Source organism: Paraprevotella xylaniphila YIT 11841, from assembly GCF_000205165.1.
GTDB lineage: Bacteria > Bacteroidota > Bacteroidia > Bacteroidales > Bacteroidaceae > Paraprevotella > Paraprevotella xylaniphila.
This window is the reverse complement of sequence record NZ_GL883867.1, coordinates 102,381-128,010: the sequence shown is the minus strand read 5'-3', so window position 1 is coordinate 128,010 and position 25,630 is coordinate 102,381. Positions and strand designations below refer to the sequence as shown.

Here is a 25,630-nt window from a genome sequence, read left to right as displayed (position 1 = left end):
AAGTTCACCTTAAAGCATTGGTACAGAGGGCGTCTGAAGGATGCGAACCTTTCCGGGCAAAAAACTGTTTGTGGGAAGTTGGTGAGGGGAGAACACCCTCCGGAAAACATTCACGCATCCTTTTTACCCGGTATCCGGTACAGCAAAGCCCGTAAAATGGATGTCTGCATAGCTGAAAACCGTTCTCAGCGGATTGAAAAATCGTTTGCAGCAGAACGGAAGATCGTTTGGCGCAGGATGTACGGGCGGTTTTGTATTCTATTGGGCAATAGTTTCAGGTAAAGGATTTTATGGGTGGCTTTGTTAATATATAGTTTGTTTGTTTTTGTTGCTCTTGTTCTTTTTAACTTAAACTTCTTTATGGATTAGTGCTTTTCGTGTTTTTTGAGTAACTTTGCAATCCAATTTCGTCTTGTCGTAGACGAACAGACCAGTAATAAAAGAGTAATTGAATAAAACTGTCTTAAAAATCCTTCATGGTCGCAAATGGTTGGTCGCCAGTCAGTACTGTGAGGTTGTAGCTTGTGTTATAAATGGCTGACAAAAAGTACAATGTCGTGGATTTGTTTTGTGGTTGTGGAGGTCTTTCAAAGGGATTTGAAGAGGCTGGATACAATATACTCGTTGGGGTTGACTTTGAGCAGAGTGCCTTGAATACATTCAGTTACAATCACAACGGTGCGGTAGGCTTGAGATTAGACCTTTCGGAGCCAGAGTCTTTTGATGCCATAGTTGATGCTGTTGACGGTCGTTTGGTCGATATTATAATCGGTGGTCCCCCTTGTCAAGGGTTTAGTCTGACAGGCCCTCGTAATATTGATGACCAACGCAATAAACTTTACCTCGCTATGATTGAAACGGTGCGACGCTTCAAGCCCAAGGCATTTCTCATAGAAAATGTTCCTGGTATGGCAAACCTGTATGGTGGAGCTGTAAAGGAAGAGATTATAAGGAGGTTTACCCAAATGGGGTATAAGGTGTCGTGCAAAATTGTGTGTGCCGCAGATTATGGGGTTCCTCAAATTAGGAAACGGTTGGTCTTCATTGGCCTTCGGGATTCAAAAGCTTCTTATGAATTTCCGGTTCCTTATCGGTTACCGGATAATTATCTAACCTGTGAGGATGCCATAAGTGACTTGCCTGCACTTGTTGATACTTTGGGGGAAGAAGTGGGTAAGTATGAAATGGAGCCTTTGAATGATTTCCAAAAACTGATGAGAGGAGCTTGTACGACCTTATACAATCATACGGCAATCAATCATAAGCAATTTGTCAAGGATGTCATAGCCCTTGTGCCAGATGGGGGGAATTACAAGGACTTACCTTCAGGTGTGGGTGAAAGCCGGACATTCCACATGGCTTGGACACGGCTCAACAGTAAAAAGCCTGCCCGGACAGTTGATACTGGGCACCGGAATTTGTTCCATTATAAATATAACCGATGTCCGACGGTACGAGAGAGTGCAAGGATACAAACATTTCCTGATGATTTTGTGTTCCTGGGTAATAGAGGGCAACAAAACAAGCAAGTGGGTAACGCTGTTCCTGTCCTGATGGCAAAAGCTTTGGCTACAAAACTTTTGGATTACATGCCTTATGAAACGTAATGTCGTGTTAAACACGCTTGATCTTTTTGCAGGTTGCGGGGGGCTTACGGAGGGGTTCCTCCAGTCAGGCCACTATCATACAATAGGAGCCGTGGAATGGGAAAGGGCTCCCCGTGAAACTCTTAAGCATCGTTTGCAAACAGCTTGGGGGTATAATGACGCGGATAATGTTGTGGTGCGCTTTGATATCCAACGTACAGAAGAACTTATACATGGTTTTGATGACCCGGTATATGGTTTGCATGAAGGGTTGGAAAATCTGGTAGGAGGGCGGGCTGTTGATGTCATAATTGGAGGCCCTCCATGCCAAGCATATTCTTTGGCCGGACGTATACGCGACGAACATGGTATGCGCAATGATTACCGAAATTATCTGTTTGAATGCTATGTCAAAATAGTCAAATATTTTAAGCCTAAGTTTTTTGTGTTTGAAAATGTGGTAGGGTTGTTAAGTGCAGCACCCGATGGTACATTGATTACAAGTAGGATATCAGAAGCTTTTAATGGGGCGGGATACGTGGTTACGCCCAATTTCAAAACTGCCCTGTTTGATGTGGCTGATTATGGTATTCCCCAACACCGTAAAAGGGTAATCATCCTTGGTATATCCAAGGGCCTGTTTGGAGATAAATGTGGTAAGATGCTTGATTCATTCTATACATGCATATTGCCTTCCCTAAAAGGGAAAGCAAGGAATGTCCACGATGCAATCTCTGATTTGCCGGCGCTGTATCCATTGGAATTTCCGAAGAAGGAGGGGAAATCTAAGATGTCACACATGCAACGTGATACACGATATTTTACGAATCATATTCCTCGCTTTCATAATGCGAGGGATATAGCCGTATTCAAGTTGCTTGCCGAGGACATAAAGAGTGGCAAAAGGGAGTATGTCAGTATTGAACGCTTGAAGAAACTTTATACAGAGGTTACAGGAAAAGTGAGCAACATACATAAATATTATGTATTGAGGGAAAACGAACCCAGTAATACCATTCCTGCACATCTTTTCAAGGATGGTATGCGGCATATCCATCCAGACCCTGAACAGGCTCGGTCGATTACTCCAAGGGAAGCGGCTCGTTTGCAAACATTCCCGGACGATTTTGAATTTTTGGGTGCGGCAATGTACCAATACAAAATGATTGGGAATGCAGTACCTGTTGACTTTTCTAAAATAATAGCAGAGGCTCTATATAAATTATATACTGATAATTACGAAGATGGCAGAATTTTTCATTAAACGGTTGGGGAGGCAAGAGATGGGGTCTCCTACGCCAAAGGAGGGTGGTGGTTGGCAATTCCATAGAGGACGTTATATGTTAATCTCAAAGGAATTTTATAGTTTCTTCCCACATTTGTCGACTACTATACTTAATGATTGTACGGCGCTTCCGATTTTGACAGAACATTCTGATGAAATCATCTATGCGCAATATGTCTACCATAATTCAAAGCATGTTGATACGGCATTGGTTGACGGCCAACCCCGTGACGAGTCAAGAATCTACTTGAATGGTAAATTGGATAATGAAAAAACATTGTTCATGCCAGGTGATATTGTGGTAATGATGAAATGTAGGGAGCAAGATGTTACATTTTATGTGTTGCATATATTTCAAGCCACTTCGCCATATTACAGCTTTTGGAATCAGAAACTGAATGGAAAGGCTTATGGGGTATGGGAGGGGGATTCTGCACCAACCTTTGACCATGAGTTTCACTTGCCAACTAAATCGGCATCAGTCATTGGAGACAACCGGGTTGTAAATGCGATTGAGACGCAGCAAAAACAGGTAATAGATGCCATGGCTATTTCTGAAATAGAAGCTTCCATGGGCGCAGAACTGTTCAACAGCCGTACTTTCCATGACTTTGTGATGATGGCCTACGGGGAAAGATGTGCCATTACCCACAGGGTTATATCATGCAATGGGTTTAACAATCTGGAAGCCGCTCATATTATGCCGCAAGCTCATAAGGGTAGTTTTCTCCCTTGTAATGGTATTGCTATGAGTCGGGACATGCATTGTGTTTTTGATAAGGGTTTCTTCACAATAGAAGACGACTATACGGTCATTGTGCATGCTGACGTTCTTGCCACTGATTCATACTTGAATGAATATAATGGGAAGAAGATATTCATACCGCAGGTTGAATATTTCCGTCCATTGCCAAGGTTTCTCCAATATCACAGAGACAATGTGTTTGGAACATTCCGTCAAATACGTAGTAGAAGGATGTGAATTCTTAACTTGTTAGGATGGCGTAAATGACATGAAGACATGCCGATGCTTGTCATTATGGTATTGGCGTTTTAAAGGTGGTTTAAAGTAAAAACGTAAATACACCTTGGTGTTTATGCAGGTTGGGATAAGAACGGGAAGTACAGTTATGTAAAATCGTCACTCGAGCAACCTTTTGCTCAAGTATCTTACGGGGTACCATAATGCACCATAGCTGACCAACAATACGGTAAAGAATACGATGACGACATCCCACAGGTGGATACTGACGGGGTAGGCATCCACGACGAAACTGCCGGAGGAGTTGCCTAAGGTACGTGAGTTTTAATTTTATATCGAGCTCACGTTAAATTAATGTGGGGGCTTTAAATGACATTAATAATATAGAACCTGTATTTTGGATTTGGTCTACATTCAATAATTTGATCCGTGTTTTAAACAATTTAGTCTGTACTTTTTCCCATTGCCAACGTTTGGCCATTCCATAGTTGTAGCTTTTGATATCTGCAATCTTAGATAACATTTCTACCCAATGACTTTGATTCTTGGCCAGATAAGAAAAATACCGGATATCCATCTTTTTCCGAATGGACCAGAAAAACAAAACCCATACCACATAGAGCAAACTTGCTACTACAAAAATCCAAAATATAGTTTTGTTGTAAAAGAACAGGATGCTGCTGAATAGGAATAGTTGGAAAATGCCCAAAACAAAATCAAAAACCCCTCCCATCAGGACACCCTCCAAACGGTCATAATCGTAATTGCGTTGCATAATATCCCCCATCAGTCTTGTCTCGAAGAAAGACACTGGCAGGCTTAATAATTTGGAGATGAAATCAGATTGCATTCCCAACTTGATGCGGGCTGCAAAGTGGGTATTGATAAGCTGTTTCATCCAATTTCCTAAAGCATTGCCTATTGTCAATACCAAACTGGATACAAGCATCAGCGTGATGAAATTAAAATTTTTGGCAGGGATGCCGATGTCTATGATGGATTGCGTGATAATCGGGAACAAAGCACTGATAAAGGTAATGACAAACATCAGCATGATAACTTTCAGTACGCTTTTTTTATAGGGTTTCACGTAAGTCCATAAATATTTTGCCATATCCAGATAGCCGGATTGCTTTTTCGGATGGTTGGTTTGGTTGAATCGGTCTGTAAGTTCCGTCGCAATACAAATCCCCCTTTTATAATTTTTTCCGGGTACAGGTTCCAAATGTCCCAGCCAACCTTGTGCAAATTCCCTTAGGGTATATTTTACCAATCCTGTTTGTGGGTCTGAAACATAGATATATTTTGATGTGATTTTATAAACCACGACAAAATGATGCCCCTTCCAATGTACTGTGCAAGGTAAGGGCATTTCATTTCTGAATTTCCAATATGACATGCTGAAAGCCTGACTTCTTAAGCCGAGCTTTTCAGCGGCTACCACATAATCATAGACCGAAATGCCCTCTTTTCTTATTCCTGTTAATTCACGTAAAAACTCCAACTCATAGAAACTTCCGTAATATTTGCATATCATTTGCAGGCATGCCGGACCGCAATCTTTGGATTCCAATTGACGGGTATGAGGGAAGTTCTTATGGAAAAACATGGGTTCTTTATTTGTCAGATTTCGGTGATAGCAAAAGAAAAGTATATTGAATCAAGATCATATTCTCTTGGTCTTTTAAAGATACTCTGCTTCAAAAAAAGGCTTATTGCATACACATCTTTTGCCGAGAGTAAAACTAATATATTTTTAGATGATACTATTCTAACGCTTGTTACCATTCCTATGCTATCTATTTTTACACTTATATAGAAAATAGTATGTTTATTTTGGGCTTCATTCCTTAATCGAATTATGTTGTCATCGGTTATATATTGTGAGATATTCTGCTTGATTTGTCTGATTTTGGTTATAACCAAACTGTCTTGTAGATATTTCTCTTCCTTATATTTTTCTACGGATAAGTTACCACCTTTAATGTCTTTTTCAAGAGCTTCCCATTCGGCAACATATGTACACGCACCATTTTTTGTTGATAGTTCTTCCCATACTATGGTTTTATCGTTGTATTTTTCCTGTTTTATTAAACGGTTCTTTTTCTTTTCTAATCTTTTTTGTATAATAAACATGGCTTTTTCGAGTGGCATTCGTTGTTTTTGGTATATAATTTCTGTTTGTATCCCTTTGTATTTCAAGGGTACAGAATCAAGTAAAGCCGGACAAATTTCTTTTCCTTCTTTATTGATCACTCCCCAATGTCCTCCGGTTATCATGTGATACTCCCCGGATTTGTTTATAGGTACATTACGTCCCCCAGTGTTAAAGAAGGCATGTCCGTTTTTAAATGGAGTAACAAAATCAAAACGTGGTGGAATGACTATATGTCCGGTTGTATCAGCAAATCCCATCTTGTTGTTATTTCCAATCATTCTAAAAACACCCTCAGAGAGGTGGTCCGGACCATTATCGTACTGGAAAACTTTAAATAGCTCTGTCCCTGAAGGAGAAATGGCTACAATATCTTTTTCCTTAGGTTTACTGATAAAGCCTAATGTGCGATATGGAATGTGGCACATGTATTTCCCATAAGGGATTATTGTATCTCCCAAATTGTTTTTGTAACCATAGGTGTCATCATATTCACGATATATTAAGTGAAGTTCCGATACCTCTTGCGCTGCAATGTTAGATAATAAACTAAGCATAAGATAATTTGTGAATATATGTTTTTTATCCATTCTCAATTCTTTAACCACATTAAAACGTCTTTTCTCCGAAGGAGGATGGGAAAATAAATATAATCCAGTCCGAAAGCAGAGGGCTTTTTGAATAAATTCTTATTAGTTATGCTTGTCGTGATATTATAGATGTCTTCGCAAGTTAATAGCTGAATAATGGTAGGAGGAATATCGAATATCATAGTTGGGGTGTTGCCATTTTTATTTACGCCTATATAGATCTTCAATAGCACCATTTTTTGTTCAAGACTTACTATTTTTTGCATTTTTTCTTGCCCTAAGCAATTATATATAGTGCGTTCAATTGTTTTAATTCCATCTATATTATATTTGCAACGTAGGAACTCTTGTTTATAAAGATCTTCAGTGTCTCTGGTTAGTTTGTTGGTGTCTTTTAAAATAACTTCATATCCTTTCATGTAGGCTTTTGTATGATTGTAGCTGCTTTGTTCCCATATTATTGTTTGTTTATAGCATGTGTCAACTTTCAATATTGAAGTGTTGCAGGCATGTTCTTTTATATCACTTGTTGCTTGACTCGTTATATATGGTATACATATAAGTAACGATATAATAATCTTACATGTTTTCATGGTTTGTTACTGTTGTTTTTGTTCTGTTTTGTATTCTACTCCAAATAAGTCAAAGAATTCATTCCAATGGAAATCAAAATCTTTGTTGAAGCTGCCGTCATATTTGGGGTCTCCTTCATATCTTTCCTGATATTCGTCAAAATAGTTTGTAACTTCCTTCTCCCAAACATCTAAATTTACAACTCCATTTTTATCTAGAACTTCGTTTTGGATAAATCCATCCCATTTTAACTCATCTTCTGGATTAACTGTTTTACACGTATATCCCCTTATTCCTGTTAAAGTATCTATATAAGCCATCAGGTCACCAAATGCTCTTTCCTGAAATTCTGTGGTAGCATGATTTTTACCAGTCTCAGCCGTTCCTAAATGAGCTTGATATGCATGGATTAATTCTCTAACTAATCCATCCTTTTCACCATTTATTAGGCTTATAGTATTATTTTTTTTGTTATACTCTCCACCTTTATTTAATGTTAAATCTATTTTTATTACGAGGTGAGAGGACTTTATAAAATCTTTTAATGTTTGAGGAAGTTTTTCTATTGTGTTTTTAAGAAGATTCTCTTCGTGAGCCTGTATGTCTTCAGTTTCTGTCGTGTCGTTTTCAAATCCGTCATCCAGACTTTCGTCCATATCCCAATCATTTTCCTGATGCCAATCCTCATCTCTTTCCGGGTTTATGTTATTCCATCCATTTGATTGTTTTTCTGTTTCTATAACTTCATCTAGCGGATTGTTTCCCCAGTCCTTCGGTAGTTCATCTTCATTTGGAAACCCATATCCGTCTCCTCCCAACAACTTACGGGCACTTAATTCACTAATTGCAGGAATGGACAATTTTAATATTTCCAATTTCTTTTCCATGGTGTAGAGTTTATGGTCGTTAATAGTTGATTTTATCTATCACTTTGCAAACGTAAATAAAATCTTATTAGGCTCAAAATAAAAATAAGGAAAAAATATGAGATGTGTTGTAAAACATGTTTTGCTTTTCTATTGGCTATCGTTATCTAATAGCCTTGATATATTATAAGTTATTCCGAATTTTTCATGAGGTTTTAATAGTAAAACTCCTAATGAGTGAGTGAATAAATAGTAATACAAGGAGATTCCTGCTGTTGGAAAGGATTGGAAATCGGAGCTTTTTTCTTTGCTTTTATTTAAAACCTTTTTGAGGTTTATACATATGCCTTTTAATATATTGTCTAATTCAGGATAAAGGATCTCTTTTTGTCCCACAAGCGATAATAATTCTTCTTCCTGTTCATTGTATTTTTTATCCATGCAGGTCAAAATTTTGCGTTTGCGTGCCAAAAGTTGGCGAGTGTTATACATGCCGTTGGTGTCTAACACTTCGGGCATTAAACGACTCAGGGTATCTGCCCAAAACGTCCTCATCTCCTTTTTAGGCACAACATCGTGGAAATAATAATATGCAAAACGGTAGGCCAACAACAATCGATAGTTTCCGGTTTCTTTTCCCCAATGCTTCATGGTTAGACAGGATAACGTGGACATCACGTCTGCCAATTCATCGTATAGCAGTTGGCTGCCCAAATACAGCCCTTCGTAAAAGCAGCTTGGGTAGGGGTATGAAATTCCATGTCCAAAAGAAGTGAAATCCAAGTCCTCCGTCGTGGTTTCCAATATCCGTAATGCTTCTGGGATATTATTCTCGGGGGAATGGAATGAAATATATATGCCTTGTTCCATGGATTGTCCTTGTCCTACATAAAATACGGTGGGCATGAAATTGGAGGTCTTTTTTACTATTATACGGATATTACACATGGTTCTTTCGTCTGACGGCAAGGCTTCGGGCAAAAAAGCGAGTAAATGACGGGAGGATGTCGGAGCGGACAAGACATATCCGTTCGTGTGGTTTTTCAGCAGGCCGCCGAAAGGACGAAGCAAAGCTTCCAAACTGGCAGAAAAAGCGCGGCCATCTCCGTCATTTAAATACTTGCCTAACGCATGGTATAACACTTCCGTTTCTTTGGGGTATGCAGGCAGGAGTTTATCCAAGTGTTTGCCTGAATATGATTTCCTTCCGCATATAAGACGGGCGGTCATCACGACGGCTTCCGAGGCTGTGCATAAATTCGATTTTGGATCTTTGTCGTTATGCAAAACATCCAATGATGATGTCACAGATGCACGAAGAGCCAGAATGTCACGGTCTTTTAAAATCCACGGCTTACTCGAAAGAACATAACGTTTGAGCTGTTCTAATCTTCCGCTTTCATCGTATAGAATAACACCTTTCTCGAATAATGATAGAAAAACAAAATGAGCCGTCATATAATCCTTGTATACTAATTCATGGATTTTGTTGCAGGGAAAAACAATGAATTGGTATACGCATCCATCAAAAGTCAGACTTTCCGTTGTTTGCCGGTTTGAAAGTTCGGAAAGCAACACTACATCAATGTCTGAGTCAGCCCGTGTTTCTCCTACGGCATGACTCCCCGTAAGCATAATCCCTTTTATTATGGAACGGGGATAGAAGCGGTATGTGACCGCTATAATCCTTTCTGTGAAAAGAGAATTGAGCCTTTTCATAGGGCGGAATCAGTCGAGCAGCCTTTTGCTCAAGTATCTTACGGGGTACCATAATGCACCATAGCTGACCAACAATACGGTAAAGAATACGATGACGACATCCCACAGGTGGATACTGACGGGGTAGGCATCCACGACGAAACTGCCGGAGGAGTTGCCTAAGGTGATAAGTCCGTAGGTTTGCTGCAGGTAACAGAGACCCAGTCCGGCAAGGATGCCTATTAAAGCCCCGAAGCCGGATATCATGCGTCCTTCAAACAGGAAGATACGGATAATCTGGTTGTCTTTGGCTCCTAAGTTGCGCAGGGTACGCACGTCTTCTTTCTTGTCTATAATCAGCATGGAGATGGAACCGATGATGTTGAAGCTAGCTACTAAAAGGATAAACGTAAGAAACAGGTAGGCGATGAGCTTTTCCACTTCCATGATGCGGAACACGTCTTCCTGTTGTTCGTAGCGGTCTTTTACCGTAAATCCGTTACCTAATATTTTTTGGATGTCGGCTTGTGCCTGACGGATGTCCACACCATCCTGAAGTTGCAATTCTATGGCGGAAACACGTCTCTGTTGCCCGAACAAATCCCGGGCAAAACGTAGAGAGGTAAGGATGTAACCGGCATCGTATTTGGCCTGTTTCACGGCAAAAACCACGCCGGGTGAGTATAATTCGCTTTGTGTGAAGCTTTCCGTAGGATTGGACAGGTTAACCCGCTCTCCCTTTTGGGGGGCGTAAACCTTTAAGGGAGTGTCGAAACTGGCTCCCAGTCCTAATTGCGCAGCCAGTTGTATGCCCAACACTCCGAATTCCAGTACATCGGCATGTAAAGTGAACGTACCGTCTCCGTAAAGCAGTTTGTTCAGGTCTGCCATTTGGGCGAAGTTGTCGTCTACACCTTTGATGGTGACCATGGCTTGGTGGTCACCGCAAATGACAAGTGCATGGTCTTCCAACGTTTCCGTGTAGATTTTGATTCCCGGATAGGTTTTTAGGGCAGTGAGTCTCGGGTCGTCTGCGGCCATGGTCTTCCCTTGGGATGGCGTGACCTTCAGCTGTGGGTCGATGGCTGTGAAAAATGAGGCGACAAGGTCTTGGAACCCGTTGAATACGGACATCGTACAGACCAATGCCATGGTGGCCAGGGCTACACCGCATACCGAAATCGCAGAAATGATATTGATGGCATGGTGCGATTTCTTGGAAAACAGGTATCGTCGTGCGATGTAGAACGGGAAGTTCATTCTTTCAGCAGCTTGTCGATGTTTTCGATATAGTCCAAGGAGTCGTCTACGAAGAATTTCAATTCGGGGATGATACGTAACTGATGGCGTACGCGTGTCCCCAGTTCGTAACGGATGGCTTTCATGTTGCCATTGATGTTCTTTATGATTTCTTCGCTTTGCCGGCTCGGAAATATGCTCAGGTACACGCGGCAGATGCTGAGGTCCGGACTGATGCGGCAGGCACTTACCGAAACCAATACTCCTTTCATCGCCTTGGTTTGCAACATGAATATTTCGCTGAGTTCCTTTTGTATCAGCCGGGAGATTTTGTTTTGTCTGGTTGTTTCCATATTTTTTATTTTATTTTTTGCGGATGAGGGTCAACCCGTCACGTAAAGGCAGGATGACTTTCTCCACACGTGGGTCTGTGGCTATACGGTCGTTAAAGGCGGTGATTCCCCTTGTCTGTGCGTCCTTATGGGGGGGAGGTTCTAATACGTGGCCGTCCCACAAGGTGTTGTCGGCCAGGATATACCCTCCCGGTTTGAGGCGGGGGAGAATCATTTCGTAGTAGTCAACGTAGTATCTCTTGTCACCATCTACGAAAGCCATGTCGAACGTGAGTCCCATTTCCGGGACCCGTTCCAAGGCATCGCCGATGATGAACTCTATTTGTGAGGCGTATGGGGAGTTCTCAATCCATGGTCGGGTGAAATCCTCCTGTTCGTCATTGATTTCGAAGGTGTACAAGCGACCGTCCGGTTCAAGGCCTTCTGCCATGCAGAGGGCTGAATAGCCACTGTAAGTCCCGATTTCCAGAATACGCTGCGGACGTATCATGCGGACCAGCATTTTGAGCAAACGTCCTTGCAAATGTCCGGAAGCCATGCGGGGACGCAGCAGTTTTACATGCGTGTCCCGATACAAGGCTTTCAGATATTCGCTTTCCTCGTCGATATGTCCGAGGATATATTGGTCCAACCGGTCCGTTTCCTGCATATTCGGTAGATATTAGAGATAGCGTGTCCGATTGGGCAGTACGTACTCCATGGCGTGTTCCAATACGTCGCCTACTACGTTGATTTCAAGGAAAGAGGTCTTCGTGCCTTGCTTTCCGCCGCTCAGGTATGCCACCATTTCGTTTTCGGAGAGCACGCCGTCTTTGAGCAGCTTCTGAAGGGCGGCGAAGTAATATGCTTGCCCGTTGGCTTTTTCCGGCATGAAGATGGCTTCCACTCCGTAGGACAGTGCGAGATGGCGCATGGTCTTTTCTTTGTAGCAGACGGCCAATACCGGATATTTGCCGCGGTAGGCTGCCAAAGACCGTGCGGTTAGTCCGCTGAAACTGTCGGTAATGATGGCACGGATGGGCATCAAGTTCGTGGCACGTACGGCCGATTTGGCCAAGAACGAAGTTACGTCTGCCTTTTCCGGCGTGAGCGGTATTTGTATGTCGTTTTCCTCCAGTTTGTCTTTTTCAGCTTGTGCTGCAATAGTGGCCATCGTGCGTACGGCCTCTACCGGATATTTGCCGTAAGCCGTTTCGCCGCTCAACATCAAGGCATCTGTACGGTAGTAGATGGCATTGGCGATGTCCGTTACTTCTGCCCGTGTCGGACGTGGGTTGTTGATCATCGTATGGAGCATTTGTGTGGCTACGATAACCGGCTTTTTGGCCAGGATACACTTCTTAATCAAGATACGCTGTATGCCTGGGATGCGTTCCTGAGGTACTTCGATGCCCAAATCTCCCCGGGCAACCATGATGCCGTCTGCCTCTTCCAGAATTTCATCGATGTTATCCACGCCTTCCTGATTCTCGATTTTTGCGATAATTTTGATGTCGCTGCCGTATGCGTTCAGAATTTCGCGGATGTCCAAAACGTCCTGCTTGTTGCGGACGAAAGAATGGGCGATGAAATCTATGTCTTTTTCGATGGCATAAAGGATGTTGTTACGGTCTTTTTCTGTGAGGGATGGCAGATTGATGCGTACACCCGGCACGTTCACGCTTTTGCGACTGGCCAGTGTCGCATCGTTGCATACTTCGCAATACAAAGCTTCTTCATCCTTATCCGTTACTTTCAGTTCAAGGTCTCCATCGTCTATCAATATCTTGGCACCTACGGATAAGTCGTTTACGAAGTGCGGATAGGTGACATAAATGCATCCGCGCACGGTTTCCTTGTCCGGGTTTCCTATGATTTTAACTTTGTCGCCGGTCTTATATTCAGTAGTTTCTTCTGCATTCTTCGTAGTTCTCACTTCCGGCCCTTTGGTATCCATTAATATGCCGATGCGGTTGGATACCTCACGAACGTTGGAAATCAGTTTCTCGAAACCTTCCCGGCTAGCGTGGGCTGTATTCATGCGTACCACGTTCATACCGGCATTGAAAAGGTCGCGAATAAAATCCACATCGCAGCGCAAGTCTGATATGGAAGCGACGATCTTCGTCTTTTTCAACATCATAATCTTTATACCTTTTAAAATTTAATACCTATACTTTTTTATTGTGCCTTTCCTGCGCGTAGCAGTGCTTCGACCGCCAGTCTGTAAGAGTCAAGGCCAAAACCGCAAATAACACCTAAGCAAGCACATGAAATCATGGATATGTGGCGGAACTCTTCCCGTTTGTGCACATTGCTGATGTGCACTTCGACAACCGGGGCGGAAATAGCCCTGATGGCATCTTGCAGGGCAATGGACGTATGCGTGTAGGCACCGGCATTCAGGATGATGCCTGTGTCTTCAAATCCAACTTCGTGGATTTTATCGATCATCTTCCCCTCGATGTTGCTTTGATAGTAATCAATGGTCAAATCGGGATAGGCCATGCGCAGCTTCTCTAAATAACTTTCAAAGGATTCTGCGCCGTATATGCTAGGTTCTCGTTTACCCAACAAGTTGATATTTGGCCCGTTTATGATTTGTATTCTCATCTTTTTCTATAATTTTGTAGAAAACGTGCCGCAAAAATACAAAAAAAGAATGGAATACAGCGAAAAAACGTCTTATAATAGAGGTGGGGATGTCTCGAAAGTGCTGCTACGAAGATATTACCAGTATTTGAAGTTGGAAAGAGGGCTTTCAGAAAATACGTTGGATGCTTATACCGAAGATTTAAGGAAGCTTTTGGACTTTTTTTCAGATGAGGAACTGGATTTCAGGGCTGTCTCTCTGGATGATTTGCATCAGTTTATGGCAGAATTGGCAGACGTGGGAATCAGCCCCCGTTCTATGGCGCGTATCTTGTCCGGAATCCGTTCATTCTACCGTTTCCTGTATGTGGAGAAAGAAATCGAGCAGGATCCGACGGAACTGCTTGAATCTCCGAAAATAGGGCGACGTTTACCGGAGGTCCTGACCGTGGCAGAAATAGATGCTATGATCGAGGGCATTGATTTGAGTCAACCGGAGGGACAACGGAACCGTGCCATTCTGGAGATGCTTTACAGTTGTGGCTTGCGGGTAAGTGAGTTATGCGGGCTTCGGATTTCCGATTTGTTTTTGGAAGAGGGCTTCATCAGGGTGAAGGGCAAAGGGGAGAAGGAACGTTTGGTTCCCATTTCCGGCCGTGCCGTACACGAATTGGAGAATTGGTTCCTTTGCAGGAATCTTATCCGTATCAAGCCTGGACATGAGGATTTTGTGTTTTTGAGTTTGAGGAGGGGGACTGCCTTGTCGCGGATTACTATTTTTTATTGGGTCAAAGAACTGGCAGTTGCAGCCGGAATCCAGAAGACGATAAGTCCCCATACTTTCCGCCATTCTTTTGCTACCCATTTGTTGGAGGGGGGCGCGAACTTGAGGGTCATACAGGCTATGTTGGGGCATGAGAGCATTTCCACGACAGAAATTTATACCCATATCGACAGAAGCCGTTTGCGGCGGGAAATCATGGAACATCATCCGCGGAATATTCGTGACGATTCTTCAAAATAAAGGCGGAAGTGGGTTGAATATGGTATAATACGCATTTTTTTTGCAATATTTTAAAGTTAAAAATAACACGGTCTATTAAAGATTTGTATCTTTGCAGCCGGAACTATTAATTAAAACAGTGTTAGTATGCGTAAAAATTATTATTTAGTCATGTCGTTGGCTGCCGTTGCGGCTCTTTCGTCATGCAAGAAGTTAGGCGAACTTTCTGCCGACAACTTTACGGTGACTCCGACTCCGTTGGAGGCGATTGCCGGTCAGGTGCCTGCCACTATCGACGGTAAATTCCCCGAGAAGTATATGAAGAAGAAAGCCGTGGTAACGGTGACTCCGGTATTGAAGTACGAAGGCGGCGAGGCTAAAGGACAGAGTGCTACGTTCCAAGGCGAAAAAGTACAAGGTAACGACCAGACTATCGCTTACAAGGCAGGCGGCACTTATACGATGAAGTCTATATTTGACTTTGTTCCGGCTATGCAGCAGTCCGATCTTTACCTGCAGTTCGATGCGAAGGTAGGCAAGAAGACGGTGTCTGTTCCTGAAGTGAAAGTGGGTTACGGGGTTATTGCCACATCTCAGTTGTTGCAGAATACCTTGGCTTCTGTGAAACCGTCTTTGGCTGCAGATGCTTATCAGCGCATTATCAAAGAAAAGCAGGAAGCTAACATTAAGTTCTTGATTCAGCAAGCCAAGTTGCGCGATTCTGAATTGAATTCTGAAAACATGAAAGAATTCATCGCAATGATGAAAGAAATCAATGACGCCAAAGAAACGCGTGCATTGAACAATATCGAGATTTCGGCTTATGCTTCTCCCGATGGAGCCCTTGATTTGAACACCCGTTTGGCTGAACAGCGTCAGGACAATTCTGAAAAGTTCCTCCAAAAGAAAATGAAAGCCAATGAGGTGACTGCCGAAGTGGATACGAAGTATACTGCTGAGGACTGGGATGGTTTCCAGGAATTGGTTTCACAGAGCAATATCCAGGATAAGGAAGTTATCTTGCGTGTACTTTCTATGTATAAGGATCCCGAGGAACGTGAAGCGCAGATTAAGAACATGTCTGCCGTATTCAAGGAATTGGCCGAGACGATTCTTCCTGAATTGCGTCGTGCACGTTTGACGATGAATTATGAAATCATCGGTCGTAGCGACGAGCAGATTGTGGCACAATTCGGTAGCGATGCCTCGAAGTTAAGCGTGGAAGAATTGCTTTATGGTGCAAACTTGGCTTCTGTATCCAATAAGGAAGCTTGGTACCAAAAGACTTCACAACTTTATCCCAACGATTACCGTGCATACAACAACCTCGGTATGTTGGCATACCAGAAAGGAGATTTGAGTGCAGCTGAAAACTATTTCAACAAGGCCAAGTCTTTGAAGGGCGATGCCGGTGAAGTGAACGCTAACTTGGCGTTGATTGCTTTAAGCAAAGGTAATGTGAAGGATGCCGAAACGTATATGGGCAAGGCTTCCGGTGCTGAAGGTTTCAACGAAGCCAATGCTGCATTGAATATTGCTAAGGGATCTTACCAACAGGCTGCCAGTGCTGCGAACGGCGTGAAGTCAAATACAGCTGCTTTGGCTCAGATTCTGAATAAGGATTATGCTGCTGCCAAGTCTACATTGAACGGTGTAGCTAATAAGGATGCTTATACTTCATATCTGTTGGCTATCGTTGCTGCCCGCACAAATGACGCAGCTGGTGTAAACACGAATTTGAAGGATGCTGTCAGCAAGGATTCTTCTTTGAAGAGCCGCGCAGTCAAGGATCTTGAATTTGCAGAATACAAATCAGCTGTTGAAAGTTTGTAATCGATGACTTTTTAGATGAAGAGATTTATTCTCTATACATTAGTAGCATTCACCCTGCTCAGTTGTGGAGGATCTGAAGGCCGGTTTCGGCTGAAAGGAGAATTCGAACACCTGCGGCAGGGTGAATTCTATATATATAGCAATGATGGAGGAACCTCAGGATTCGATACCATCAAGATTGAAGATGGACAGTTCGACTATGAAACGGACTTGAGAAACCATGCCATTTATTATCTTTTATACCCCAACTTGTCCGAACAGGTTATTTTCGGTACCTCGGGCGACGTAATTACGCTTAAGGGGGATGCCCGTAACTTGAAAAGCGTGGAGGTGAAGGGGAGTAAGCCGAATGAAGAACTGACGGCTTTTCGTTTGGAGAATAAAGATAAGGGGCTTGTTGGGATAAGGGAAGCTGCTGTGGCTTTTATGACGCATTCGCCTTCATCGCCCGTAAGTGTTTTTTTATTCAAGGAGTATTTTTTGCTTGCTAATGATGTATCGCAAGATGAGGTAAAAAAAAACTATCGTGCATTGTGCGAGGCACAGCCCGACAACCTACTGCTTTTAAGTTGGCAGTCTGATATAGAAAACAGGGGGCGACTTTTGAAAAAGGGAAGCTCTTTGCCCGATTTTGTTTTTACTTTGAAAGACGGCAGGAAGGTACAGGCTTCCGATTATCGTGGGAAACCGCTTTTGGTCAATTTTTGGGCTTCGTGGGAAAGCCGTAGCCGGGCTGAAACTTTCCGTATCAGGCGGATGTTGAAAGGAAATTCCGGGAAGATAGAGGCCGTCAGTATTTCGTTGGATGTTAACGATGCGGCCCGAAAGGGAATTGAACGTATGGACAGTGTGTCGTGGACAAGCTATTGTGACTTTCAGGCGTGGAATAGTCCGTTGGTCAAACTGTTCGGCATCCGTTCCATACCTTTCTTTATATTGGTAGGGGCAGACGGTAAAGTGCTTGCTGCCGGAGCTTCTTATGAGAAGGACATAGAGCCGGAAATCAAGAAACTTTTTGAATCGCGATAAACGGGCCGTTATGTTAGTAAAGGTTTATGGTGCATCGGTCCGGGGGCTTTCTGCCATACCCGTAACCATTGAGGTGAATGCCTCAAGGGGGATTAAGTTCTTTTTGGTTGGTTTGCCGGACAATGCGGTAAAAGAGAGCCACGAGCGCATTGTGGCGGCAGTAGAAAACAGTGGATTCCGTTTCCCCTCGAAACAGTTCGTGGTCAATATGGCTCCTGCGGATATCCGTAAGGAGGGAGCGGGATATGACTTGCCCTTGGCCATCGGAATCTTGGCGACGGACGAAAAGGTGAAACTCGAAAAGTTATCCCGCACCATGATGCTTGGTGAGTTGAGCCTTGATGGTAGCTTGCAACCGGTGAAAGGGGCTTTGCTGATAGCCATCAAGGCCCGGGAGATGGGGTTTGAGCATTTGATTGTTCCAGAGCAGAATGTCCGGGAAGCCGCAGTGGTCAACCAACTTAAGGTGTATGGGGCGCGTCATATCAGTGAGGTGGTGCGTTTCTTGAATGATGAGGGAGGTCTTTTGCCTACTGAAGTAGATACACGGGCTGAATTTTATGCCCAACAGACTGAGTTTGATTTCGACTTTGCAGATGTGAAAGGCCAAGAGCATGTGAAACGGGCATTAGAGGTGGCTGCGGCAGGTGGTCATAATGTCATCATGATAGGTCCTCCCGGAAGTGGGAAATCCATGATGGCAAAGCGTTTGCCTTCTATCTTGCCTCCTTTGTCATTGGCTGAAAGTTTGGAAACCACCCAGATACATTCGGTGGCCGGAAAACTGGAGCGTGAAAGTTCGCTCATCGCCCGGCGTCCGTTCCGTTCTCCTCATCATACGATTTCGCAGATTGCCTTGGTGGGAGGAGGGGCGAATCCCCAACCCGGCGAAGTGAGTCTGGCGCATAACGGGGTGCTGTTTTGTGATGAGTTGCCGGAGTTTTCCCGTTCGGTGCTCGAAGTGTTGCGTCAGCCGCTCGAGGACCGGCAAATCAACATATCCCGTGCCAAGTATAGTGTCACTTATCCTTGTTCGTTTATGTTCGTGGCTTCCATGAATCCGTGTCCGTGCGGTTATTACAATCATCCCACGAAGGCTTGTGTCTGCACACCGGGACAGATTCACCGTTACCTGCATAAAATATCTGGGCCGTTGTTGGATCGCATAGACTTGCAGATAGAGATTACTCCTTTGTCGTTTGAAGAACTTTCGCGGACAGCTCCCGGAGAATGCAGTGCCGTGATTCGGGAGCGGGTGGTTCGTGCCCGCCGTATTCAGGAACAGCGTTATGCCGATAGCAAGGGAGTACATTGTAATGCGCAGATGACCTCTCGTCTGTTACGGGAATATGCAGCTCCTGATGAACAGGGGGTGGAGATGTTGCGGGCGGCTATGTCGCGGCTTCAGCTCTCAGCCCGTGCTTATGACCGTATTTTGCGTGTGGCTCGTACAATTGCGGATTTGGACGGGAAGGAAACTGTCGGGCTTCCCCATATAGCTGAAGCCATCGGTTACCGGAATTTGGACCGGGCCGGATGGGGAGAGTAGCTTGCATTTCACCGAAATAGGCAAAACATTCCCTTTTTTGGGGAAACTTCTTAATGCTCTCTCTTTGTATCTTTGCTTTAGTTTGTTTTAACCTATAATTAAAGAAGAGAATGGTAAGTATGAAAGCATGGACACATGGTTTATGGAGTTTGTTGTGTGTTGGAATGGTAGGTGTTGTCCCGGCAAAGGTTGCCGCTGCTTTGCCGCAAGGAAGCGGTAAAGCCGTGAATTTGGCTTTGGGGGCGGAAGCATTTTCCGGCTCTTGCTATGGTGCCGGATATGAGGCCAAGTATGTGACGGATGGCAATTGGGATACGCGTTGGGCATCAGCCGGACTGTCTGGGACGGTATGGCTTACCTTGGACTTGAAAGGGGAAAGGACGTTCAACTGCATTGATGTTTATGAGACAGAAGGTTACAAAGGACGCATAGAGGAGATTGTCATTTCAGTGTCCAATGACGGAATAGGATGGAAACGTTGGCTGAACCGCAGACCGAGTGATGCACGGACAGTGTTGGTTGGTGAAGAGATGACAGCACGTTATGTACAGGTCTCTTTTTTGGAGTGTAGTCCGGAGGGCATCAACGTAGATGAAATCGGTATCTATGACGACCCGCAAGCTGTGGCTACGCCCGAACCGACGGCGTGGAGGGAGGATGCTCTCGGTTGGATTCGTCAACTGCCTTCCCGTGAGGCCAATGTGTACCAACAGCGTAAGGCACATTTGAAGTACGGAATGTTTATCCATTACGGTATGAATACCTTTTTGGGGCAGGAATGGAGCGATGGTTCATCTCCGGCCTCGGCCTACCATCCGGATTTGTCTACGCTTAATCCCGAGGCTTGGGTCAAGGTGGCATACGAAGGCGGTATGAATTTCATTGTGTTGGTTACGAAGCATCATGACGGTTTTGCGTTGTGGAATACGGAAGTCGGTACGTATAACATCAATCATACGGGCCGGAAAGGCGACCGTCGGGACATCGTAAAAGAAGTAGCGGATGCTTGCCGCAAGTATGGAATCAAGTTGGGGCTGTATTATTCTGCTTGGGACCGGAACTGGGATGCGAACCATACACAGGCCTCCACGGGGTTAGACCGTGTACAGTTGGCGCAGGAATATAATGATTTCGCTTTGGCGCAAATCACCGAACTGATGGACGGGCGTTACGGCGAGATTTCGGAATTCTGGATAGACGGGGCGTGGGTGAAGAGCAATAAGGCATGGGAATTCGGCCGGATGTATGACAAGGTGAAGCGTTTGCAGCCTTCCTGTCAGATGGCAGTCAACACTTGTATTCGTTGTGGACGTACCCCGGACCAATACCAAGGCGGAGAAGAAATCTATTATTTCCCTTCCGACTTTCGTTTGCACGACCCGATGTTTACTCGGCGCGGTGCGGATGCTGACCCGAAAGTCTACCGTCGTGAGGGACAGGACTATTATTTGCCTTTCGAAGCCACGGTCTGTATGAACAACAGTTGGTTTTGGTCTGAAAAGAATAATGCGGAGAGTGTCATGTCTGCCGATAAAATCAAGGCGGCATACGAACACATGGTGGAACAGGGCAATACCTTGGTGGTCAACCTGGCTCCCGGCAAGGACGGATTGTTGAAAGACTACGACGTGGAAGCGTTGTATGAGGGGGCGCGTGCGTTGGGCATTGCCCGTGGCGATGCCCGTTTGAACCGTGGCAAGGAAGAGAGGGCTGTGCGCATAGATTATGTAACCACAAAAGGCTATGTGGCTTATCCCACTCATTATTTATACGGGAAGAAAGGGAAACGTTTTACCATCAAGGCCGAAGACTTGTCGCAAGACGGTTATCGTTTCGTAGGGCAGAGAGAAGTCGTGAGCGGTCGTTTCGGCAAGGCAAAGCGAATAGAGTTTGTGTATGAGGATGTGGCCGGAATCCCGGCAAGCGGTAAGTCGGATGGTTCGCTGTCAGGTTCGTATTCATGTCACATGAATTAGTAGGTATGAAGAAAGTTGTTTTTGTTGTGCTTGCAACATTGTGGTTGTTTGCATGTAAAAAAGAAGACGGTAAAAAGGTAGAGTTTCATGCTCTGCCTGTCAGTTCTATAGTGTCGGATACGTTGGAAATAGATTCGGTGCGCATGAATACCTTTTTTCCAATCCGACTTCCCTTTTCATCATAGATGATTCGTTGCTGCTCGTATTTGACGATAACAGAAGCGATAAGCTTTGCCATTTTATTCATACGAAAGGGGGTGTGGTTAAAAGTTTCGGCGAGTGGAGACGTGCAAGAGGTGAATTTATCTTGCCGCAAGGATTGTCCTTGTCTAAAGATAAGGAGACTTGTTGCGTGTACGATTATAATACGCAATATACTGTTTGCTTTTCCGTAAAAGAGGCACTGGGTGGAGGCAATCCTGTCCAAGATGTGATAAGAATGGAAGAAGTAGAAAGCGGGCGACCTGTGGAGCATCGCTTCTATCAGGTCTTGGCTTTGTCTGACAACCGTTTCCTTGGATTTGGTAACCATCCAGAGAATCGGGTTCAAATCTTTAATAAATCAAAGGTGCTTGCCACGTATTCGGATTTTCCGGTTTTGGACGAGAAAGAAGAGAACAACAGGTCTGTTTGGGGTAATTTGGCATCTTTTGGTGTATCTCCGGATGAAAAACATATCGTCATAACCACCGGGATAGGGGCGGCCTTTGAGATATTGTCTTTGAGTGGGGAAAAAATAAGCCATAAGTTGGTGAAAGGCTTCTATACTCCGAAATATTCTATTGCTCAGGGAGCCGTTCCGACTTGTGTCGTCGTATGTCCGGAAACAGTAGTCGGATTTAATGCCCTGCATGTGGCAAATGATTGTTTTTATGCCGTGTTAGCCGGGCCGGAAGAGCGGTACAATGAAATCTTGAAATTTGATTTTGGTGGGGAATGTGTGCATAGATATTGTTTTCCGTCGGATATTGTTTATATAAATTGTATGACGGTCGATAAAGGGCGGCTTTGGGCTTTTGTGGAAAATAAGGACGGGGAAATAAAACTTATACAGACAAGGATATGAAGAATGACGGGCATACCCGTCATTCTTTTTCTTTTTTTCTTGATTTTTATCCGGAAAAGCGTTATTTTCGATGTTTGTATGAATCAACGTTGTGTGCGTCGGATATGGGAGCTTTGTCGTTACGGGATATTTCGTTGTTGCCGGTTTTTGCGGGCGTGAAGCAAGTGGGGCCTTGGTGGAATTTCAAGCATGTCATCAGCCCTTTCTATCGTTTGTATTATGTGGAGAGCGGGGCGGCTCGCGTGTGCGTGGATGATGTGTGGTATGAGTTGCGCTCCGGGCAGTTGTTCCTCATTCCGAAATATGCTTGCCATAGTTATGAATGCGCGGGAGGGATGAACCATTACTATATCTGTTTCTTTGATGATTGGGTAGGGAACGGGGTGCCTCGTCCCGACAAGATGGCTTTGCAGGTACAGGCAGAGCCTTATGATTTGGCTTTGATGCGACGGTTCCTGCAGTTGAATCCGTGTATGGAACTTGTCAATGTAGACCCCAAGGTCTATAACCGGGCAGTGTACGATGGGGCAACCAGCCTCTCCCATGCCCGAAAGGAGATGGAGAGTTGTGGCATCCTGATGCAGTTGTTTTCCCGTTTTGTTACGGACGAGTGCCTGGGATATTGCTTGGGAGCGGCAGCCGGTGGCAAGTTCGACGAAATTGTGAACTATATCCACAGCCATTTGGACCGGCATATCCCTTTGACCGAGTTGGCAGACAGGGCTTGTCTGACGGCGGGGCATTTCTCTAAAGTATTCAAACAGGTGATGGGCACGTCCCCCTGTCTTTACATGCAGAACCGGCGTATCAAACGGGCGCAAACCTTGTTGCTGACCACCAATATGACGATAACACAAGTCGCGGAAAGGGTCGGCATTTACAGTCCGGCACAGTTTACCCGTCTGTTTGCCAAGATTGCGGGTTGCAAGCCGAAGGATTACCGGAGCAAGTTGTTGGATTGTTGTTATTAAATGTCCGACATGTGGCACTTGTCGGGACGGTTTGATCTGAAAATAGGAATAATTCCGTAACTTTGTGCCATGAAAACCACGATTAAGCGAAAGCAGGGGGCAAGCTCGCTTGCTTCTGCCGAGCGTGAGTGGTTTATCTAATACCCGACAATGTAGGATATAATTGCTAAAAATATAGAAAATGGAAAAGAAATTCAAGAGAACAACCGTCACGTCGGCTTTGCCATACGCCAACGGTCCGGTGCATATCGGTCATTTGGCAGGGGTGTATGTCCCGGCGGACATTTACGTGCGTTACCTTCGTCTGAAGAAGGAGGACGTGCTTTTCATCGGTGGTTCTGACGAGCATGGCGTGCCCATCACCATCCGGGCCAAGAAGGAGGGCATCACGCCGCAGGACGTGGTAGACCGTTATCATAAAATCATCAAGGACTCCTTCGAGGAATTCGGCATTTCGTTCGATGTGTACGGGCGCACGACGTCCGAAGTGCATTGTGAGACGGCTTCGGAGTTTTTCCGTACCTTGTACGACAAGGGCGAGTTCGTGGAGAAAACTTCTATGCAGTATTACGATGAGGAGGCACATACTTTCCTGGCCGACCGTTACATCACGGGCGAATGCCCCCATTGCCATGCAGAAGGAGCATACGGCGACCAGTGCGAGAAGTGCGGCACGTCGCTGTCCCCCACCGACTTGATCAACCCCAAGAGTGCCATCAGCGGTTCGAAACCGGTGATGCGTGAGACGAAGCATTGGTATCTGCCGTTGGACAAGCACGAGGCATGGTTGCGCCAGTGGATTCTGGAAGACCACAAGGAGTGGCGTAACAACGTGTACGGGCAGTGCAAGAGTTGGCTCGACATGGGTTTGCAGCCCCGTGCCGTGAGCCGTGACTTGGACTGGGGCATCCCCGTGCCGGTGGAAGGTGCCGAGGGCAAGGTGCTTTATGTGTGGTTCGATGCGCCCATCGGCTATATCAGCAATACGAAGGAATTGCTGCCCGATTCGTGGGAGAAATGGTGGAAAGACCCTGAAACCCGTCTGGTGCACTTCATCGGGAAGGACAATATCGTGTTCCATTGTATCGTGTTCCCGGCTATGCTGAAGGCCGAGGGAAGCTATATCCTGCCGGACAACGTGCCGAGCAACGAGTTCCTTAACTTGGAGGGCGACAAGATTTCCACGTCACGGAATTGGGCGGTGTGGTTGCATGAGTACTTGCGCGATTTTCCGGGCAAGCAGGACGTATTGCGCTATGTGCTGACGGCCAATGCTCCGGAAACGAAAGACAACGATTTCACGTGGAAGGATTTTCAGGCCCGCAATAATAACGAATTGGTGGCAGTCTATGGTAATTTCGTGAACCGTGCCTTGCAGCTTACGCAGAAGTATTACGATGGTGTGGTGCCCGCCTGCGGCGAGTTGACGGAGTATGACCGCCAGACGTTGGATGAGTTCAAGGACGTGAAAGCGAAGGTGGAAGAATTGCTCGATGCGTTCAAGTTCCGCGACGCGCAGAAGGAAGCGATGAACTTGGCACGCATCGGTAACAAATATATCGCCGACAGCGAGCCTTGGAAGGTGGTGAAGACCGATCCGGAGCGGGTGAAGACCGTCATCTACATCTCTTTGCAGCTCACGGCCAATTTGGCCATTGCTTTTGAGCCGTTCCTGCCCTTTAGCAGCGAGAAGCTCCGCAAGATGTTGAACATGGAAAGCTTTGAGTGGAACCAGTTGGGGCGTACGGACCTCTTGCAGGCAGGCCACCGGTTGGCCAAGCCGGAACTGTTGTTCGAGAAAATAGAAGACGATGTAATCGAAGCACAAGTGCAGAAGCTGCTGGATACGAAAAAAGCCAATGAGGAAGCCAATTACAAGGCCAAGCCTGTCCGCGAGAATATCGCATTCGAGGATTTCCAGAAGTTGGATATCCGTGTGGGAACGGTATTGGAATGCACCAAAGTGCCCAAAGCGGACAAACTGTTGTGCTTCAAGATTGCCGACGGGTTGGAAAACCGCACAATCGTAAGCGGTATCTCCAAATTCTACAAGCCCGAGGAACTGGTGGGCAAGCAGGTTTGCTTCATTGCCAACCTTGCTCCCCGTAAACTGAAAGGCATCGAAAGCCAAGGCATGATACTTTCGGCACTGAATTATGACGAGTCGCTGAGTGTCATTACCGTAGACCGTGAGGTGAAGCCCGGTTCAGAGGTTTGTTGACAAGATGGCAGGGGCAATGGTATTTGTGTCCTGTATATGATAAAAGGAGAGGAACCGATAGGGTGTTCCTCTCCTTTTTGGGGT

General features: G+C 45.0%; 23 protein-coding genes and 1 pseudogene. 12 read left to right on the top strand and 12 right to left on the bottom strand.

Annotated features, from left to right (window positions below; all coding sequences use genetic code 11):
* The 4 genes from HMPREF9442_RS16540 to HMPREF9442_RS15390 all read left to right on the top strand — a co-directional run.
* Positions 1–282, top strand: a 282-nt coding sequence (locus HMPREF9442_RS16540) for a hypothetical protein (protein ID WP_008628307.1), incomplete at its 5' end; no start/stop codon positions are given.
* 251 nt (positions 283–533) lie between these two features.
* Positions 534–1,607, top strand: coding sequence for a DNA cytosine methyltransferase (locus HMPREF9442_RS10485; protein WP_008628306.1), 1,074 nt, complete (start codon positions 534–536; stop codon positions 1,605–1,607).
* Positions 1,597–2,850, top strand: a complete 1,254-nt coding sequence (locus tag HMPREF9442_RS10480) for a DNA cytosine methyltransferase (protein WP_008628305.1) — start codon at positions 1,597–1,599, stop codon at positions 2,848–2,850. The genes HMPREF9442_RS10485 and HMPREF9442_RS10480 overlap by 11 nt, the downstream gene beginning before the upstream one ends.
* Positions 2,831–3,853: an HNH endonuclease gene (locus tag HMPREF9442_RS15390; protein ID WP_008628304.1), complete on the top strand. Its 1,023-nt coding sequence runs from the start codon at positions 2,831–2,833 to the stop codon at positions 3,851–3,853. Before HMPREF9442_RS10480 ends, HMPREF9442_RS15390 begins: the two co-directional genes overlap by 20 nt.
* A 159-nt stretch (positions 3,854–4,012) precedes the next feature.
* Here the strand turns inward: HMPREF9442_RS15390 and HMPREF9442_RS16260 are convergent.
* The 11 genes and pseudogenes from HMPREF9442_RS16260 to aroQ form a co-directional block, all read right to left on the bottom strand.
* Positions 4,013–4,168, bottom strand: a pseudogene (locus HMPREF9442_RS16260) (ABC transporter permease); the annotation flags it as partial.
* Positions 4,169–4,199: 31 nt separating this feature from the next.
* Positions 4,200–5,462, bottom strand: coding sequence for a cysteine peptidase family C39 domain-containing protein (locus HMPREF9442_RS10470; RefSeq protein WP_008628302.1), 1,263 nt, complete (start codon positions 5,460–5,462; stop codon positions 4,200–4,202).
* Positions 5,463–5,476: 14 nt separating this feature from the next.
* On the bottom strand, positions 5,477–6,616 hold the full coding sequence (locus HMPREF9442_RS10465) for a WG repeat-containing protein (protein ID WP_253271095.1): 1,140 nt from the start codon (positions 6,614–6,616) through the stop codon (positions 5,477–5,479).
* Positions 6,601–7,191: a hypothetical protein gene (locus HMPREF9442_RS10460; protein WP_008628299.1), complete on the bottom strand. Its 591-nt coding sequence runs from the start codon at positions 7,189–7,191 to the stop codon at positions 6,601–6,603. Before HMPREF9442_RS10460 ends, HMPREF9442_RS10465 begins: the two co-directional genes overlap by 16 nt.
* Before the next feature lie 6 nt (positions 7,192–7,197).
* Positions 7,198–8,058, bottom strand: coding sequence for a hypothetical protein (locus tag HMPREF9442_RS10455; RefSeq protein WP_008628298.1), 861 nt, complete (start codon positions 8,056–8,058; stop codon positions 7,198–7,200).
* 129 nt (positions 8,059–8,187) lie between these two features.
* Entirely contained in the window at positions 8,188–9,672 is a 1,485-nt protein-coding gene (locus HMPREF9442_RS16780) for a hypothetical protein (RefSeq protein WP_253271094.1), read from the bottom strand.
* A 93-nt stretch (positions 9,673–9,765) separates the two neighbouring features.
* Entirely contained in the window at positions 9,766–10,995 is a 1,230-nt protein-coding gene (locus HMPREF9442_RS10445) for an FtsX-like permease family protein (protein ID WP_008628296.1), read from the bottom strand.
* On the bottom strand, positions 10,992–11,327 hold the full coding sequence (rbfA, locus tag HMPREF9442_RS10440) for a 30S ribosome-binding factor RbfA (RefSeq protein ID WP_008628295.1): 336 nt from the start codon (positions 11,325–11,327) through the stop codon (positions 10,992–10,994). Before rbfA ends, HMPREF9442_RS10445 begins: the two co-directional genes overlap by 4 nt.
* A 10-nt stretch (positions 11,328–11,337) precedes the next feature.
* A complete protein-coding gene (locus HMPREF9442_RS10435; RefSeq protein ID WP_008628294.1) occupies positions 11,338–11,976 on the bottom strand; it encodes an O-methyltransferase in 639 nt (212 codons plus the stop codon).
* A 12-nt stretch (positions 11,977–11,988) separates the two neighbouring features.
* Complete coding sequence (pyk, locus tag HMPREF9442_RS10430) at positions 11,989–13,449, bottom strand: pyruvate kinase (RefSeq protein WP_008628293.1); 1,461 nt, start codon at positions 13,447–13,449, stop codon at positions 11,989–11,991.
* Between the two features lie 38 nt (positions 13,450–13,487).
* Complete coding sequence (aroQ, locus tag HMPREF9442_RS10425; RefSeq protein WP_008628288.1) at positions 13,488–13,919, bottom strand: type II 3-dehydroquinate dehydratase; 432 nt, start codon at positions 13,917–13,919, stop codon at positions 13,488–13,490.
* 49 nt (positions 13,920–13,968) lie between these two features.
* Here aroQ and xerD point away from each other — a divergent pair, with 49 nt between their 5' ends.
* The 5 genes from xerD (at position 13,969) to HMPREF9442_RS10400 (ending at position 21,288) form a co-directional block, all read left to right on the top strand.
* A complete protein-coding gene (gene xerD, locus HMPREF9442_RS10420; protein ID WP_008628286.1) occupies positions 13,969–14,922 on the top strand; it encodes a site-specific tyrosine recombinase XerD in 954 nt (317 codons plus the stop codon).
* Positions 14,923–15,048: 126 nt separating this feature from the next.
* The gene (locus HMPREF9442_RS10415; RefSeq protein ID WP_008628285.1) at positions 15,049–16,734 is read left to right on the top strand and encodes a tetratricopeptide repeat protein; all 1,686 of its coding nucleotides are present in this window, start codon (positions 15,049–15,051) and stop codon (positions 16,732–16,734) included.
* Between the two features lie 15 nt (positions 16,735–16,749).
* On the top strand, positions 16,750–17,763 hold the full coding sequence (locus HMPREF9442_RS10410) for a TlpA disulfide reductase family protein (protein ID WP_008628283.1): 1,014 nt from the start codon (positions 16,750–16,752) through the stop codon (positions 17,761–17,763).
* Between the two features lie 10 nt (positions 17,764–17,773).
* A complete protein-coding gene (locus tag HMPREF9442_RS10405; RefSeq protein ID WP_008628281.1) occupies positions 17,774–19,312 on the top strand; it encodes a YifB family Mg chelatase-like AAA ATPase in 1,539 nt (512 codons plus the stop codon).
* Between the two features lie 119 nt (positions 19,313–19,431).
* Positions 19,432–21,288, top strand: coding sequence for an alpha-L-fucosidase (locus tag HMPREF9442_RS10400; RefSeq protein ID WP_253271093.1), 1,857 nt, complete (start codon positions 19,432–19,434; stop codon positions 21,286–21,288).
* 85 nt (positions 21,289–21,373) lie between these two features.
* Here HMPREF9442_RS10400 and HMPREF9442_RS16255 read toward each other — a convergent pair whose 3' ends face one another.
* Positions 21,374–21,535: a hypothetical protein gene (locus HMPREF9442_RS16255; RefSeq protein ID WP_157183535.1), complete on the bottom strand. Its 162-nt coding sequence runs from the start codon at positions 21,533–21,535 to the stop codon at positions 21,374–21,376.
* Between HMPREF9442_RS16255 and HMPREF9442_RS15890 the strand changes: the two genes are divergently transcribed.
* The 3 genes from HMPREF9442_RS15890 to metG all read left to right on the top strand — a co-directional run bounded on the left by HMPREF9442_RS15890 (position 21,482) and on the right by metG (position 25,546).
* On the top strand, positions 21,482–22,354 hold the full coding sequence (locus HMPREF9442_RS15890; protein ID WP_253271092.1) for a BF3164 family lipoprotein: 873 nt from the start codon (positions 21,482–21,484) through the stop codon (positions 22,352–22,354). The genes HMPREF9442_RS16255 and HMPREF9442_RS15890 overlap by 54 nt on opposite strands.
* Positions 22,351–23,325, top strand: a complete 975-nt coding sequence (locus HMPREF9442_RS10385) for an AraC family transcriptional regulator (protein WP_253271091.1) — start codon at positions 22,351–22,353, stop codon at positions 23,323–23,325. Before HMPREF9442_RS15890 ends, HMPREF9442_RS10385 begins: the two co-directional genes overlap by 4 nt.
* A 181-nt stretch (positions 23,326–23,506) precedes the next feature.
* Positions 23,507–25,546: a methionine--tRNA ligase gene (gene metG, locus HMPREF9442_RS10380; RefSeq protein ID WP_008628271.1), complete on the top strand. Its 2,040-nt coding sequence runs from the start codon at positions 23,507–23,509 to the stop codon at positions 25,544–25,546.
* The last annotated feature ends 84 nt before the right edge of the window (positions 25,547–25,630 follow it).

What these genes read in the sequence shown, in the direction of transcription:
- HMPREF9442_RS15390 (WP_008628304.1), top strand. Translation starts at nt 2,831, where the DNA reads ATGGCAGAATTTTTCATTAAACGGTTGGGGAGGCAAGAGATGGGGTCT.
- HMPREF9442_RS10470 (WP_008628302.1), bottom strand. Translation starts at nt 5,462, where the DNA reads ATGTTTTTCCATAAGAACTTCCCTCATACCCGTCAATTGGAATCCAAA.
- HMPREF9442_RS16255 (WP_157183535.1), bottom strand. Translation starts at nt 21,535, where the DNA reads ATGAATAAAATGGCAAAGCTTATCGCTTCTGTTATCGTCAAATACGAG.
- aroQ (WP_008628288.1), bottom strand. Translation starts at nt 13,919, where the DNA reads ATGAGAATACAAATCATAAACGGGCCAAATATCAACTTGTTGGGTAAA.
- HMPREF9442_RS16780 (WP_253271094.1), bottom strand. Translation starts at nt 9,672, where the DNA reads ATGCTTACGGGGAGTCATGCCGTAGGAGAAACACGGGCTGACTCAGAC.
- HMPREF9442_RS10400 (WP_253271093.1), top strand. Translation starts at nt 19,432, where the DNA reads ATGAAAGCATGGACACATGGTTTATGGAGTTTGTTGTGTGTTGGAATG.
- HMPREF9442_RS10455 (WP_008628298.1), bottom strand. Translation starts at nt 8,058, where the DNA reads ATGGAAAAGAAATTGGAAATATTAAAATTGTCCATTCCTGCAATTAGT.
- HMPREF9442_RS10385 (WP_253271091.1), top strand. Translation starts at nt 22,351, where the DNA reads ATGAAGAATGACGGGCATACCCGTCATTCTTTTTCTTTTTTTCTTGAT.
- xerD (WP_008628286.1), top strand. Translation starts at nt 13,969, where the DNA reads ATGGAATACAGCGAAAAAACGTCTTATAATAGAGGTGGGGATGTCTCG.
- HMPREF9442_RS10445 (WP_008628296.1), bottom strand. Translation starts at nt 10,995, where the DNA reads ATGAACTTCCCGTTCTACATCGCACGACGATACCTGTTTTCCAAGAAA.
- HMPREF9442_RS10480 (WP_008628305.1), top strand. Translation starts at nt 1,597, where the DNA reads ATGAAACGTAATGTCGTGTTAAACACGCTTGATCTTTTTGCAGGTTGC.
- metG (WP_008628271.1), top strand. Translation starts at nt 23,507, where the DNA reads ATGGAAAAGAAATTCAAGAGAACAACCGTCACGTCGGCTTTGCCATAC.
- HMPREF9442_RS10405 (WP_008628281.1), top strand. Translation starts at nt 17,774, where the DNA reads ATGTTAGTAAAGGTTTATGGTGCATCGGTCCGGGGGCTTTCTGCCATA.
- HMPREF9442_RS10415 (WP_008628285.1), top strand. Translation starts at nt 15,049, where the DNA reads ATGCGTAAAAATTATTATTTAGTCATGTCGTTGGCTGCCGTTGCGGCT.
- pyk (WP_008628293.1), bottom strand. Translation starts at nt 13,449, where the DNA reads ATGATGTTGAAAAAGACGAAGATCGTCGCTTCCATATCAGACTTGCGC.
- rbfA (WP_008628295.1), bottom strand. Translation starts at nt 11,327, where the DNA reads ATGGAAACAACCAGACAAAACAAAATCTCCCGGCTGATACAAAAGGAA.
- HMPREF9442_RS10460 (WP_008628299.1), bottom strand. Translation starts at nt 7,191, where the DNA reads ATGAAAACATGTAAGATTATTATATCGTTACTTATATGTATACCATAT.
- HMPREF9442_RS10410 (WP_008628283.1), top strand. Translation starts at nt 16,750, where the DNA reads ATGAAGAGATTTATTCTCTATACATTAGTAGCATTCACCCTGCTCAGT.
- HMPREF9442_RS10435 (WP_008628294.1), bottom strand. Translation starts at nt 11,976, where the DNA reads ATGCAGGAAACGGACCGGTTGGACCAATATATCCTCGGACATATCGAC.
- HMPREF9442_RS10485 (WP_008628306.1), top strand. Translation starts at nt 534, where the DNA reads ATGGCTGACAAAAAGTACAATGTCGTGGATTTGTTTTGTGGTTGTGGA.